Source organism: Flavobacterium luminosum (genome assembly GCF_023635005.1).
Classification (GTDB): Bacteria; Bacteroidota; Bacteroidia; order Flavobacteriales; family Flavobacteriaceae; genus Flavobacterium; species Flavobacterium luminosum.
Genome location: NZ_JAMLJM010000006.1, coordinates 12,865 through 26,582, shown reverse-complemented (window position 1 = coordinate 26,582; position 13,718 = coordinate 12,865). Strand labels below are relative to the sequence as shown.

Below are 13,718 nucleotides of genomic sequence, written 5' to 3'. Positions count from 1 at the left end.
TTATGTTATTTATTTATTTTATTCGTAAAACGCGCTAATATACATATTTCTGATTGTTTAGCTAACATTAAAAGCATCTTATTTCAACTTTTTATTAACAATAAAAACCACTTTTTTTTAATAAATTCAAGGGGAAGACGTTTGGTTTTAAAATTATTTTTTGTCAATTAGCTGTCAGTACAAGCACGAAAGGAATAATTTTTGCAATTCCCTTCATAAATCATTAAATTTACATTCAAATCCTTTTTAAGTTATGGATGATAATTTTTCACCAAGAGTTAGAGATGTTATTAGTTACAGTAAAGAAGAAGCCTTGCGTTTAGGCCACGATTTTATTGGTACAGAACATCTTATGCTCGGAATTTTACGAGACGGAAACGGAACTGCCATCAATATACTCAACAATTTAGCCGTTGATTTAGATCATTTACGCCGAAAAGTAGAGATTTTGAGCCCCGCAAACCCTAATCCTTTAGCTGGAAACGATAAAAAAAACCTACATCTTACCCGCCAAGCCGAACGTGCTTTAAAGACCACTTTTTTAGAAGCAAAAGTCTTTCAAAGCAACACTATCAGTACAGGCCATTTGTTATTGTGTATTTTACGTAACGAAAATGACCCTACAACAAAATTATTAAACAAGCTAAAGATCGATTACGATACGGCTAAAGAACAATATTTGACTATGATGCCAAACGAAGAAGATTTTCAAGACAATTTTCCTAAAAACGAGTCGTCTTACGGAGACGATTCAGGACAAGATGACAGTTTCAGAGAAGGGAATTTCAGTAATCCTGCCAACAAATCCAATAAAAAATCAAAAACTCCAGTTCTAGATAATTTTGGTCGTGACTTGACCGAAATGGCAGAAGAAGGTAAATTAGACCCTGTAGTAGGTCGAGAAAAAGAAATTGAACGTGTTTCTCAGATTTTAAGCCGAAGAAAGAAAAACAATCCATTGCTCATTGGTGAGCCTGGTGTGGGTAAATCTGCCATTGCAGAAGGACTTGCTCTACGAATTATTCAGAAAAAAGTATCGCGAATTTTATACAATAAACGTGTAGTAACGCTTGATTTAGCTTCATTGGTAGCGGGTACAAAATACCGCGGTCAATTTGAAGAACGTATGAAAGCGGTGATGAACGAATTAGAAAAAAATGATGACATTATTCTTTTCATAGATGAAATTCATACTATTGTTGGCGCTGGAGGAGCAACAGGATCTTTGGATGCGTCTAATATGTTTAAACCTGCATTAGCTAGAGGTGAAATCCAATGTATTGGTGCCACGACTTTAGATGAGTACCGCCAATATATAGAGAAAGACGGAGCTTTAGAGCGTCGTTTCCAAAAAGTAATTGTTGACCCAACTTCAATTGAAGAAACGATTACAATATTGAATAATATCAAAGGAAAATACGAAGACCATCACAATGTTATATATACTCCAGAAGCTGTAGAAGCCTGTGTTCGCTTAACGGAAAGATACATGTCAGAACGCTTTTTACCAGATAAAGCTATCGATGCTATGGATGAAGCTGGTTCTCGTGTACACATTACCAATATTGATGTGCCTAAGCAAATTCTTGATCTAGAACGTCAATTAGAAGAAGTACGCGAATTAAAAAATTCAGTTGTTAAACGACAAAAATACGAGGAAGCAGCTAAACTTCGTGACGATGAAAAACGACTAGAAAAAGAGTTAGCAATCGCACAAGAGCAATGGGAAGAAGATTCTAAAAATAATCGTATTCAAGTAACTGAAGATAATGTTGCCGATGTGGTTTCTATGATGACTGGAATACCAGTAAATCGTATTGCACAAACTGAAAGTAACAAATTAGCTCATTTACCTGAACTACTTGAAAAAAAGGTAATTGGACAAAAAGACGCTGTTCAAAAAATAGCTCGCGCGATACAACGTAACCGTGCAGGATTAAAAGATCCTAACAAACCAATCGGTTCATTTATATTTCTGGGATCAACGGGTGTTGGTAAAACTCAATTAGCCAAGGTACTTGCAAAAGAATTATTTGATTCTGAAGATGCTTTAGTACGAATCGACATGAGTGAATACATGGAAAAATTCTCTATCTCTCGATTAGTAGGTGCGCCTCCAGGATATGTAGGATACGAAGAAGGAGGTCAATTAACCGAAAAAGTACGTCGCAAACCTTATTGTGTGGTATTGTTAGACGAAATTGAGAAAGCACATCCGGATGTTTTCAACATGATGCTTCAAGTTTTAGATGACGGTTATTTAACAGATAGTTTGGGACGTAAAATTGATTTTAGAAACACAATCATTATTATGACCTCTAACGTAGGTGCTCGTCAGTTGAAAGACTTTGGTCAAGGTGTTGGTTTTGGAACCTCTGCAAAACAAGCTCAAGCAGATGAACACGCTAAAGGTGTAATTGAAAATGCCTTAAAGAAAACATTTGCCCCAGAGTTCTTAAACAGAATTGATGATGTAATTGTTTTCAACGCATTAGAAAAAGAAGATATTAATGCTATTATTGAAATCGAATTACAGAAATTGTATGCTCGCATTAAAGATTTAGGCTATACCTTAGAATTATCAGAAGAAGCCAAAGCTTTTATTGCAGAGAAAGGTTTCGACAAACAATTTGGTGCACGTCCACTAAAAAGAGCCATCCAAAAATATATTGAAGATGCTTTAGCTGAAGAAATCATTACTTCAAAAATACATGAAGGAGACGTCATAGAAATGGATTTAAACACTGAAAGTCAAGAACTTAAAGTAACCATAAAAAAATCTGAAAAGCCTGCTAATTAGCAGGCTTTTTTTATTCAGAATTTTACTTACCTTAGTTTTTTGAAATAATCACAAATCTATGTCACAAAACAAGGTAATCATTGGTAGCGAAGAATGGTGTTCGTTTCCAGATCTAGGAATTCCTTACGTAAAAGCTAGAATTGATTCTGGAGCTAAAACTTCTGCAATACACGCTAGTAACATTGTCCCTTTCACAAAAAACAATGAAAACTGGGTAAAATTTGATGTTCATCCACTTCAAAACAATACCAAACTAACCAAACATTGTGAAGCCAAATTGGTAGACAAGCGCATTGTAAAAAGCTCAAGTGGTTATCGTGAGCAAAGATTTGTCATCCAAACGGAGGTCAATATTGGAAAAAGTAATTGGAAAATAGAATTAACTCTTGCCAATCGTGACTCCATGGGCTTCAGGATGCTTTTGGGACGCGAAGCCATGATTGGAAAACTCGTTGTAGATCCCGAAGAAAAATACTTGTTGGGACAACCTACCTTTGATGAAATAAAATCTAGTTATCAAGTTATCAAAGAAGCTAAAACCGGACTGAGAATCGCAGTTTTAGCGAGTAATCCTGAACTTTACAGTAACCGAAGAATAATGGAAGCCGGCGAAGCTCGTGGTCACGAAATGGAATTTCTAAACATTAAAGAATGTTACATGAAATTAGATGCTACAAAGCCTGAAATTCATTATCGCGGTGGACGAGTTTTAGACAATTTTGATGCGGTAATCCCAAGAATTCGCCCAAGTATGACTTTTTATGGTTGTGCTTTAACCCGACAATTCGAATCGATGAAAGTTTTTGCTTTAAATTCAGCCGCTGCTATTACTCAATCGAGAGATAAACTTTTTTCATTACAACTTTTACTTCAAAACGGCGTAGATATCCCAACAACAGGATTCGCCAATTCACCCTTAGATACCAACGATTTGATTCAAATGGTAGGCGGTACTCCATTGATTGTTAAACTATTAGAGGGAACACAAGGTAAAGGAGTGGTTTTAGCCGAAACCAAAAAGGCTGCCGAATCGGTAATCAATGCCTTTAAGAGTTTAAATGCTAATATTTTAGTACAAGAATTTATAAAAGAAGCTAACGGAAAGGACTTACGTTTATTCGTGGTAGATGGAAAAGTAGTAGCTGCAATGCAACGTGAAGCCGCTCCAGGTGAATTTAGAGCCAATATTCACATGGGAGGCACCGCTTCTGTAGTTAGAGTAACTGCCGAAGAAAAGAGAATCGCTATTAAAGCCGCTAAAGCGATGGATTTGAAAGTAGCTGGTGTGGATATCATTCGTTCTTCAAAAGGTCCTTTACTTTTAGAAGTTAATTCATCCCCGGGATTGGAAGGAATCGAAGGAGCCACACACAAAGATATCGCTGGTGAAATGATTAAAGCTATTGAGAAAAATTTTAAAATAAAATAATGAATCAATACCTAGACATTGTTGTACGAAGTGTAGCCGTTTATTTTTTCATGATAATCGCCTTGCGAATATTTGGCAAAAAAGAACTGTCGCAATTAAATACGGCAGATGTCATTTTAATTTTACTCATTAGTAATTCGGTACAAAATGCCATGGTGGGAACTAATTCTACCTTAATGGGAGGTTTGATTGCTGCGCTGGCTTTGTTTGTTATTAATTTTATTTTCAAGAAGAGTATTCTAAAATCGACATTAGTTAAAGAATTGATTTTAGACAAACCTGAAATTTTAATTCATAACGGAAAAATTGAATACAAAACTTTAGAACGTCTTGGGATTACAGAGGAAGAATTAGAAGAAGCAATGCGCGAACATGGTGTGATTCATTACAAAGAAGTAAAACTCGCCATGTTGGAAATCGATGGAAATATTAGTATTATTTCAGGACATGACAATCTGAAACATTCCAAACACAAGAGACGAATTCACAAATCGATGCGATAAATTATTCATCCAAAAGAATATTCTAATTTATTAAAATATTAAGTTTTTCATCAATAAAAAATTGTAACATACTTAATAAAAAAAGGCTGGTTCGATATTGGAACCAGCCTTTTTTTATATAATTACTCTAATTCTTCTATTTGAAAACTATTCAAAAAAGCAATTGATTTTTCGATATCGTAATGCAAAATTCTATCTTCATTAACTAGAGGCACTTCTTCTCGGTACGATTTTAAAAACATTTCAATAAAATCACTAGAACGCAAAGGTCTTCTAAATTCTATAGCTTGAGAGGCATTCATCAATTCTATAGCCAAAATACGTTCCAAATTTTCCATAATCTTCAAACACTTGGTCGCTGCATTTGCTCCCATCGACACATGATCCTCTTGACCATTACTCGACACGATACTATCAATACTGGCCGGTGTTGCCAACTGCTTGTTTTGGCTAACAATGCTCGCAGCAGTATATTGAGGAATCATAAATCCTGAATTCAAACCTGGATCACTCACCAAAAAGGCTGGTAATTCACGTAGACCAGATATTAATTGATAAGTTCTTCTTTCGGAAATACTTCCTAATTCAGCTAAAGCCAATCCTAAAAAGTCTAAAACTAATGCCAACGGTTGTCCGTGAAAATTTCCTCCGGAAAGAATCAAGTCATCTTCGTGAAAAATATTAGGATTATCTGTCACAGAATTGATTTCTGTCTTAAATACTTTCTTTACATAATCAATCGTATCTTTCGATGCACCATGCACTTGTGGAATACAACGGAAAGAATATGGATCTTGAACATGCTTTTTAGATTGTTCAATAATTTGACTACCTTCTAACAATTCTTGAAAACGTTGAGCGGTTACAATTTGCCCCTTGTGCGGACGAACCATGTGAATTAGATCATTAAAAGGCTCTATTCTACCATCAAAAGCTTCTAAGGAAATAGCACCAATGACATCAGCCAAATAAGAATATTTCATTGCTTTTAATAAAGTGTAACAACCATACGCACTCATAAATTGCGTACCGTTTAATAGTGCTAATCCTTCTTTTGATTGTAGTGAGATTGGATTCCAATTTCTTTTTTCTAGGACTTTAGCTGCAGGTTGACGAAAATCATCAACATACACTTCCCCCTCACCTATTAAAGGAAGACACAAATGAGCAAGCGGAGCTAAATCCCCTGAAGCGCCCAAAGAACCTTGCGTATAAACTACCGGTAAGATATCGTTATTATAAAAATCAATCAGACGTTCTACCGTTTGTAATTGCACGCCCGAATGACCAAAACTCAACGATTTAATCTTTAGCAACAACATGATTTTCACAACCTCATGAGGAACTTCTTCACCCGTTCCACAAGCGTGAGACTTCATAAGATTCTCTTGAAGTTTAGAAAGATTTTCGTTGGAAATTTTAACATTACACAAAGACCCAAATCCCGTATTTATTCCGTATATAGGCTCATTTTGTGAAGCCATTTTTTTGTCGAGGTATGATCGGCATTTATCAATATTAACCCGAGCTTCTTCGGATAATTGTAAAGTATAGTTCTGAGAGATGATTTCGTGTAAGAGTTCTAACGAAAAAACATCAGAACTTATATAGTGTACTGTATCCATTTTATATCTTTAATAGGTTGCCAAAATTCAACAAAATGAACTTAAATTGCAAGTTATTTAATTAGTATTTCTTTTAGAATATATTCCGATGGTATTCCTTATATTTGGAATTCTTAATACATTTCACATGAAAAACTACATTTCAATTTGGGTATTCCTTTTAGTAAGTTCATTAGCGTTTTCTAAAGAAAACATCACGCTTTCAGGAAAAATATCCAACGCTAGCGGTAATAAAATTACTCTAAAAGGGGAATCTTTTGACAAAGAAATTATCTTAAAAGAAGATGGTTCTTTCAACGAAACCTTTTCTATTGATTATGAAGGAGCTTACATTTTCGGTTCTAAAAACAATCGTATTGCCTTATATTTAGGAAAAGGCACAAAACTAAGCATTACTGCAGATGAAAAAGACTTTGCCAAAACAATAAAATTCACCGGTAACGGTAGTCTTGAAAATTCTTATTGGAAGGAAAAAAATGAAATTTTAAATGCTGGAATTGGAAATATTCAAGAATTTTATTCATTAGAAGAACCACTTTATATTGAAAAAGTTAAAGCCTTAAAATCAAATGTTTTAGAGTTATTCAAAAAAACGAAATTCACCAATAAATTTTTCAAAGATTCAGAAACTAAATCTATCGATTATTTTGAGCAAATGCATTGGTTGATTTATGAACGATACCACGAACATTATGCTAAAAAAGAAGGATTTAAAACTTCGGAGTCATTTCCTAAAACCAATCCTTCCATTGATTTTGACAACGAAATAGATTTTTTATTTTCCAATCATTACAAGCAGTTGGTTATCAATCAATACAATCAAATGATTGCCAATCAACTAAACAAAAATGATGAGTATACCTATAAAATAGCTTTGCCTGCCATTAAGCAAATCAAAAGCCCTTCAATAAAAAACGTTTTTATACAAAATTTAGCATACGAAGTAATCGCTGGAAATCCAGATGCTGAAATGCTTTACAACGAAATCATGTCGTTATCAGACAATCAAAAATTGAAAGAAGTGTTAACGGCAAAATTCAATAAAATAAAAACACTTACACCGGGAAAACCATCGCCTACTTTTGATTATGAAAATTATAAAGGCGGAACTACTTCGCTAGAAAGTTTAAGAGGAAAATATGTTTATATTGATGTTTGGGCAACGTGGTGTGGTCCTTGTCGTCGCGAAATTCCTAGTCTTCAGAAAATCGAACAAGAATACCATGGCAAAAACATTGAATTTGTGAGTCTTTCTATTGACGCGAAAAAAGATTATGAGAAATGGAGAAAATTTGTAGACGAGAAAAAATTAGGAGGTATTCAATTATTTGCTGACCAAGATTGGAATTCCACATTTGTAAAAGATTATGCCATCGAAGGTATTCCTAGATTCATATTAGTAGACCCTAATGGCAATATTGTAACCTCTGACGCTCCACGCCCATCAGACCCAAAACTGATCGAAAAATTCAAGGAATTGGGCATCAAATAATGAGACAAAATAAAAAAGAGGTTTTTAATTAACCTCTTTTTTGTTTCTCATTTAAGCTTGTAAACTTAAAAACGCTTTCCCTAAGCCCTTTATGATATCTGAGGCTATAAAAGAATTAAATCCAGTTTCTTCCACCGCTTGATTGGCTGTCAAACCATGAAGATAAACTCCTACCAAAGCAGCATCAAAGGGAGCATGATACTGCGCCAACAAACCGGTTATGATTCCGGTAAGTACATCACCACTTCCTGCCGTGGCTAAAGCCTGATTTCCTGTAGTATTCTGATACACTTGCTCTTTGTAGACAATCAACGTTGGCGCACCTTTTATCACAAAAATGATATCATGCGCATTGGATAATTCTTGAACTTTTGCAATCATTTCTTCTTCTGATTGCCACGCACCTATTAATCGTTCCAATTCTTTTTTATGTGGCGTCAAAACGGTTTGTTTGGGCAACAACTCCAACCATTCTCTATTTAATGACAAGATATTTAATGCATCCGCATCAATAACCAACGGTACAGTATTCATATTCAAAAAAAGAAACAAGGCCTGATGAGTTTCCTGTTGGGTTCCCATTCCCATTCCTAAACCAATGGCCTGTAAATTCAAATCATGATCTACAGACGTTATAAAATCTTGATAATCATCAGTGATAACCATAACCTCTGGCACGGCGGTCTGTATAATCGTATAGCCACATTTCGGAATATAAGCCGTAACCAATCCGGCTCCTGATTTCAGACAAGCCTTTGCCGAAAGACATACGGACCCTATTTTACCATAACTCCCTCCAATAATTAATGCATGTCCTTGACTGCCTTTATGAGCAAATTTTTCAATCGGTCTAAAATGCCTAAGTGCTATTTCTTTGTCTATTTGAATAAAATTTCCCATATTTTTAATTTTCTCTACTTTAAATTTACAAATAATTCTTTTGTTTCGAAAGGCTAATACTTAAACTTTAAATTTAGCATTAAAGAATAGCTTAATTGTCTCTCAATTCCATATAAAGAATTCACTCTTTATAAATATAACAAAAAGGGGGATTTATGTTGTTGCAATTCCTTCAAAAATTAAAAAAAATAAGTTAATTTAGCGGTCGAAATTAACACAATAAACAGATGAAAAATACAGCATTAACGCACATTCACGAAAGTTTAGGAGCAAAAATGGTTCCTTTTGCAGGATTTAATATGCCCGTTCAATATGAAGGCGTTAACATTGAGCATGAAACGGTTCGTAATGGTGTGGGAGTTTTTGACGTTTCACACATGGGTGAATTTATGCTGAAAGGTGAAAATGCTTTAGCTTTAATTCAAAAGGTAACTTCAAACGATGCTTCAAAACTGGTAGACGGTAAAGCGCAATATTCTTGCTTACCAAATAATGAAGGTGGAATTGTAGACGACTTAATCATTTACAAAATTGCTGATAACCATTATATGTTGGTAGTAAACGCTTCTAACATAGAAAAAGATTGGAACTGGATTTCTGCTCACAATGATTTAGGTGTAGAAATGGAAAATCTTTCTGATGCTTATTCTTTATTAGCGATTCAAGGACCAAAAGCTGCAGAAGCGATGCAATCTTTGACTACTGTTGATTTAAGTAACATGGGATACTATACCTTCCAAATTGGAGAATTTGCGGGAGTACAAGACGTTATTATTTCGGCAACAGGATATACCGGATCAGGTGGTTTTGAAATTTATTTCAAAAATGAAAACGCTACCACTATTTGGGCTAAAGTGTTTGAAGCTGGAGCAGCCTTCGGAATCAAACCTATTGGATTAGCAGCTCGTGATACCTTACGTTTAGAAATGGGATTCTGTTTATACGGTAACGATATTAACGACACTACTTCGCCTCTTGAAGCTGGTTTAGGATGGATTACCAAATTTGATAAAGAATTTACCAATTCAGAAAATTTAAAGAAACAAAAAGAAGAAGGCGTTTCTCGCAAATTAGTAGGTTTCGAACTAACAGAAAGAGGAATCCCTCGTCATGATTACGAAATTGTAGATGCTAATGGAAACATTATAGGAATAGTAACCTCTGGTACACAATCCCCTTCACTTGGAAAAGGAATCGGATTAGGTTATGTGCCTACAGCTTATGCAGCGGTTGATTCTGAAATCTTCATCCGAATCAGAAATAAAGACGTTGCTGCTAAAGTGGTAAAACTACCTTTTTATAAAAAGTAATACGTTATACAATCAAAAAAGAGCTTCTTAGCTCTTTTTTTTGTTGAAATGCATTATAATTTTAATTTTGCATTCGATTAATACTTAATATTTCGTTTAAAAATATACTCACAGAAATGGGAAGAGCGTTTGAATTTAGAAAAGCACGAAAAATGAAACGTTGGTCAGCAATGGCAAAAACGTTCACAAAAATTGGTAAGGACATTGTAATGGCGGTTAAAGAAGGTGGTCCAAATCCGGAAACCAATTCTCGTCTGAGAGCAGTGATACAAAATGCTAAGGCAGCTAACATGCCTAAAGACAACGTAGAACGTGCAATCAAAAAAGCTACAGATAAAGATACGGCTAACTATAAAGAAGTCTTATTTGAAGGTTATGCACCTCACGGAATTGCGATTCTTATTGAAACGGCTACCGATAACAATAATAGAACCGTTGCCAACATTAGAAGTTACTTCAATAAATGTAACGGAACTTTAGGTACTCAAGGTTCTGTAGAATTCATGTTTGATCATACTTGTAATTTCCGTATTCCTGCAGAAGGACAAGATGTAGAAGAACTAGAATTAGAAATGATTGATTTTGGTGTAGAAGAAATTTTCGCTGATGAAGACGGTATCGTTATGTACGCCCCTTTTGAAAGTTTTGGAGCTATTCAAAAAGAATTAGAATCAAGAGGTATAGAAGTTCTTTCTTCAGGATTCGAAAGAATTCCTCAAATCACCAAAGAACTTACCCCTGAACAAGTAGCAGACGTCGAAAAATTATTGGAAAAAATTGAAGAAGACGATGATGTGATGAATGTGTTCCACACCATGCAAGAATAGTGAACAATAAATATTCAACAAAAAAAGATTGCCATAGGCAATCTTTTTTCTTTTATACAAATTAGTAAAAGTGTCTTTTCTAATTGTTTATTCGTTGTGTAAGAAAGCTTGTCTATTTAACAATGTTTCTTCGCTTTCTACGTGATTATCATCAGGTACACAACAATCGACAGGACAAACGGCAGCACATTGAGGTTCTTCATGAAAACCTTTACACTCCGTACATTTCCCAGGAACAATATAATAAATATCATCAGAAATAGGAGTCTGAGCCGCTTCTGCATCTACCTCAGTTCCGTCAGGTAAAATTACTTTTCCGGACAATTTAGTTCCGTCTTTCCAACGCCAATCATCTGCGCCTTCATATATTGCAGTATTTGGACATTCAGGCTCACAAGCCCCACAGTTAATACATTCGTCTGTTATAATAATAGCCATGAAACGTTTTATTTTTGCTTTTAGACATCAAAGTCCAAGCAGTTAAAAATCTATTTGAAAAGCTTATTCTATATTGCATACGCCTTTATATGAAAAAGCTTATTTTTGTGCAAAATTACAACGTAAACCATACATAAACAAGAAACCAATGTCACAAAAAGAAATAATTAATGCTTTTATAGAATTGGGGCAATTTTTACAACAGTTTTCACTGCAAAATACTACCGAAAATTCGAAAGTAAAAAATAACGATGCGTTTTTTAACGACTTCGTACAACTCATCGATTTATCGCAATCGCATAACGGATGGTTTACCCCCGAGCAGGTATACTTTGCCATTGAATCTTGGGCAGAAGCTTTAACGGAGGAAAATTTAAACCAGTGGTTAACTCCTTATACTTATACGGAACGAGAACCCAAGACAGTTGGTCTTATTCTAGCGGGTAATATCCCTTTGGTTGGATTTCATGATTTTTTATCTGTCTTGGTTTCCGGACATAAAGCACTGATAAAACTATCCTCAAACGATCAGAAATTATTACCTTTTTTAGCTAAATATCTCATCGCCGTAGCTCCAAAATTATCCGACCGTATCACATTTACAGAAGAAAAACTACAAAACTTCGATGCTGTCATCGCTACAGGAAGTAACAATACGGCTCGTTATTTTGAATATTACTTTAAAAATAAACCGAGTATCATCCGTAAAAACAGAAACTCTGTCGCGGTATTGAATGGAAAAGAAACCCAAGAAGAATTAACACAGTTGGGTGAAGATATTTTCAGATATTTTGGTTTGGGTTGCCGTAATGTATCTAAGTTATTTGTTCCTAAAGGTTACGATTTTAAAAACTTTTTTGAAGCTATATTTGCCTATAAGGATTATATCCATTACGAAAAATATGCAAACAACTACGATTACAATAAAGCGGTATACTTGATGAGTATGTTTCAATTGTTAGACAATGGTTTCCTTACAATTAAAGAAGATCAAAGCTATGCCTCTCCTATTTCATCGGTTTTTTACGAATATTACGAGGATCTAGACCAAGTAGCGCAGCGATTGGAAAACGATCAAGAAAAAATCCAATGTATCGTATCTAATAACCTGATTTATAATAGTATAAATTTTGGTCAAACACAAAAACCAAAACTTTGGGATTATGCAGACCACATAAATACATTAGATTTTTTACAAACAATCTAATTAGTACGTTGTATTTTTAGCAATAATTCAGCCCAATTACTTCAAATAATTGGGCTTTTTTATTTCTATTTTACCGAAATTTGTTATATAATTAACACACAACATTTTTTTACTAATGAAAAAACACAATTATAGTGCTGGACCTTGTATTTTACCACAAGAAGTTTTCGAAAAATCGGCACAAGCTATTTTGAATTTTAACGGAATGGATTTGTCAATTCTGGAAATTTCCCATCGTAGCAAAGAATTCGTTGCCGTAATGGAGGAAGCCCGTGCTCTTGTTTTAGAACTTTTGGGATTACAAGACAAAGGATACCAAGCATTGTTTTTACATGGAGGGGCTAGTTTAGAATTTTTGATGGTTCCCTATAATTTAATGAAGGAAAATGGAAAAGCAGCCTATTTAGATACAGGAACTTGGGCTAGTGGAGCTATCAAGGAAGCCAAACATTTCGGAGAAACGGTGTTGGTTGCCTCTTCAAAATCCGATAATTACAATCACATTCCGAAGCAATATGTCGTTCCAACGGATGCCGATTATTTTCATTGTACCAGCAACAATACCATTTTCGGAACTCAAATGAAAGAATTTCCAGAAATTGGTATTCCTTTGGTTTGCGATATGAGTTCTGATATTTTCTCTAGAAAACTAGATTTTTCCAAATTTGATTTGATTTATGCCGGAGCACAGAAAAACATGGGACCTGCCGGTGCAACTTTAGTCGTTGTTAAAGAATCTATTTTAGGTAAAACAGGAAGACACATTCCAGCTATGCTAGATTATCAGCAACATATAGCCAAAGAAAGCATGTACAATACACCACCGGTATTCCCTATCTATGCCTCTTTATTAACCTTACAATGGCTCAAAAAAATGGGTGGAATTGAAGCTATTGAAAAATTAAATGATGCTAAAGCGCAATTATTATATGACGAAATAGACCGTAATCCACTTTTTAAAGGAACAGCCGCTATTGAAGATAGAAGTAAAATGAATGCCACCTTTGTTTTAAATAACGAAGTCCATACCGAAACTTTTGACAAACTATGGAAGGCTGCTGGAATATCTGGTTTAACTGGCCATCGCTCTGTGGGAGGCTACCGCGCTTCTATGTATAACGCCTTACCAATAGAAAGCGTACAAGTTTTAGTGGATGTCATGAAAGAATTAGAACATAAAATATAAA

The 13,718-nt window shown here is 34.8% G+C and carries 11 protein-coding genes; 8 read left to right on the top strand and 3 right to left on the bottom strand.

Annotation, left to right across the window (positions count from 1 at the left end; all coding sequences use genetic code 11):
- Positions 1–253 precede the first annotated feature (253 nt).
- From NAT50_RS08695 to NAT50_RS08685, 3 genes are read left to right on the top strand one after another with little or no spacing between them, the layout of a single operon-like run.
- Complete coding sequence (locus tag NAT50_RS08695; RefSeq protein WP_250592888.1) at positions 254–2,800, top strand: ATP-dependent Clp protease ATP-binding subunit; 2,547 nt, start codon at positions 254–256, stop codon at positions 2,798–2,800.
- Between the two features lie 58 nt (positions 2,801–2,858).
- Entirely contained in the window at positions 2,859–4,229 is a 1,371-nt protein-coding gene (gene rimK, locus NAT50_RS08690; protein ID WP_250592887.1) for a 30S ribosomal protein S6--L-glutamate ligase, read from the top strand.
- A complete protein-coding gene (locus NAT50_RS08685; protein WP_250592886.1) occupies positions 4,229–4,732 on the top strand; it encodes a DUF421 domain-containing protein in 504 nt (167 codons plus the stop codon). The genes rimK and NAT50_RS08685 overlap by 1 nt, the downstream gene beginning before the upstream one ends.
- A gap of 122 nt (positions 4,733–4,854) precedes the next feature.
- Here the strand turns inward: NAT50_RS08685 and hutH are convergent, their stop codons facing one another.
- Positions 4,855–6,357, bottom strand: coding sequence for a histidine ammonia-lyase (gene hutH / locus NAT50_RS08680; RefSeq protein ID WP_250592885.1), 1,503 nt, complete (start codon positions 6,355–6,357; stop codon positions 4,855–4,857).
- Between the two features lie 127 nt (positions 6,358–6,484).
- Between hutH and NAT50_RS08675 the strand changes: the two genes are divergently transcribed.
- On the top strand, positions 6,485–7,849 hold the full coding sequence (locus NAT50_RS08675) for a TlpA family protein disulfide reductase (RefSeq protein ID WP_250592884.1): 1,365 nt from the start codon (positions 6,485–6,487) through the stop codon (positions 7,847–7,849).
- 51 nt (positions 7,850–7,900) lie between these two features.
- Here the strand turns inward: NAT50_RS08675 and NAT50_RS08670 are convergent, their stop codons facing one another.
- On the bottom strand, positions 7,901–8,749 hold the full coding sequence (locus tag NAT50_RS08670) for an NAD(P)H-hydrate dehydratase (RefSeq protein WP_250592883.1): 849 nt from the start codon (positions 8,747–8,749) through the stop codon (positions 7,901–7,903).
- Between the two features lie 227 nt (positions 8,750–8,976).
- Here NAT50_RS08670 and gcvT point away from each other — a divergent pair, with 227 nt between their 5' ends.
- Together gcvT and NAT50_RS08660 are read left to right on the top strand one after the other, a co-directional pair.
- Positions 8,977–10,059, top strand: coding sequence for a glycine cleavage system aminomethyltransferase GcvT (gene gcvT / locus NAT50_RS08665; protein WP_250592882.1), 1,083 nt, complete (start codon positions 8,977–8,979; stop codon positions 10,057–10,059).
- A 116-nt stretch (positions 10,060–10,175) separates the two neighbouring features.
- A complete protein-coding gene (locus NAT50_RS08660; RefSeq protein WP_250592881.1) occupies positions 10,176–10,886 on the top strand; it encodes a YebC/PmpR family DNA-binding transcriptional regulator in 711 nt (236 codons plus the stop codon).
- An 87-nt stretch (positions 10,887–10,973) separates the two neighbouring features.
- Here NAT50_RS08660 and NAT50_RS08655 read toward each other — a convergent pair whose 3' ends face one another.
- The gene (locus tag NAT50_RS08655) at positions 10,974–11,324 is read right to left on the bottom strand and encodes a 4Fe-4S dicluster domain-containing protein (protein ID WP_250592880.1); all 351 of its coding nucleotides are present in this window, start codon (positions 11,322–11,324) and stop codon (positions 10,974–10,976) included.
- 148 nt (positions 11,325–11,472) lie between these two features.
- Between NAT50_RS08655 and NAT50_RS08650 the strand changes: the two genes are divergently transcribed.
- Both NAT50_RS08650 and serC read left to right on the top strand, forming a co-directional pair.
- Positions 11,473–12,531, top strand: coding sequence for an acyl-CoA reductase (locus tag NAT50_RS08650; RefSeq protein ID WP_250592879.1), 1,059 nt, complete (start codon positions 11,473–11,475; stop codon positions 12,529–12,531).
- A 115-nt stretch (positions 12,532–12,646) separates the two neighbouring features.
- The gene (serC, locus tag NAT50_RS08645) at positions 12,647–13,717 is read left to right on the top strand and encodes a 3-phosphoserine/phosphohydroxythreonine transaminase (protein ID WP_250592878.1); all 1,071 of its coding nucleotides are present in this window, start codon (positions 12,647–12,649) and stop codon (positions 13,715–13,717) included.
- The last annotated feature ends 1 nt before the right edge of the window (position 13,718 follow it).

What these genes read in the sequence shown, in the direction of transcription:
- NAT50_RS08695 (WP_250592888.1), top strand. Translation starts at nt 254, where the DNA reads ATGGATGATAATTTTTCACCAAGAGTTAGAGATGTTATTAGTTACAGT.
- hutH (WP_250592885.1), bottom strand. Translation starts at nt 6,357, where the DNA reads ATGGATACAGTACACTATATAAGTTCTGATGTTTTTTCGTTAGAACTC.
- NAT50_RS08660 (WP_250592881.1), top strand. Translation starts at nt 10,176, where the DNA reads ATGGGAAGAGCGTTTGAATTTAGAAAAGCACGAAAAATGAAACGTTGG.
- NAT50_RS08685 (WP_250592886.1), top strand. Translation starts at nt 4,229, where the DNA reads ATGAATCAATACCTAGACATTGTTGTACGAAGTGTAGCCGTTTATTTT.
- gcvT (WP_250592882.1), top strand. Translation starts at nt 8,977, where the DNA reads ATGAAAAATACAGCATTAACGCACATTCACGAAAGTTTAGGAGCAAAA.
- rimK (WP_250592887.1), top strand. Translation starts at nt 2,859, where the DNA reads ATGTCACAAAACAAGGTAATCATTGGTAGCGAAGAATGGTGTTCGTTT.
- NAT50_RS08670 (WP_250592883.1), bottom strand. Translation starts at nt 8,749, where the DNA reads ATGGGAAATTTTATTCAAATAGACAAAGAAATAGCACTTAGGCATTTT.
- serC (WP_250592878.1), top strand. Translation starts at nt 12,647, where the DNA reads ATGAAAAAACACAATTATAGTGCTGGACCTTGTATTTTACCACAAGAA.
- NAT50_RS08675 (WP_250592884.1), top strand. Translation starts at nt 6,485, where the DNA reads ATGAAAAACTACATTTCAATTTGGGTATTCCTTTTAGTAAGTTCATTA.
- NAT50_RS08655 (WP_250592880.1), bottom strand. Translation starts at nt 11,324, where the DNA reads ATGGCTATTATTATAACAGACGAATGTATTAACTGTGGGGCTTGTGAG.
- NAT50_RS08650 (WP_250592879.1), top strand. Translation starts at nt 11,473, where the DNA reads ATGTCACAAAAAGAAATAATTAATGCTTTTATAGAATTGGGGCAATTT.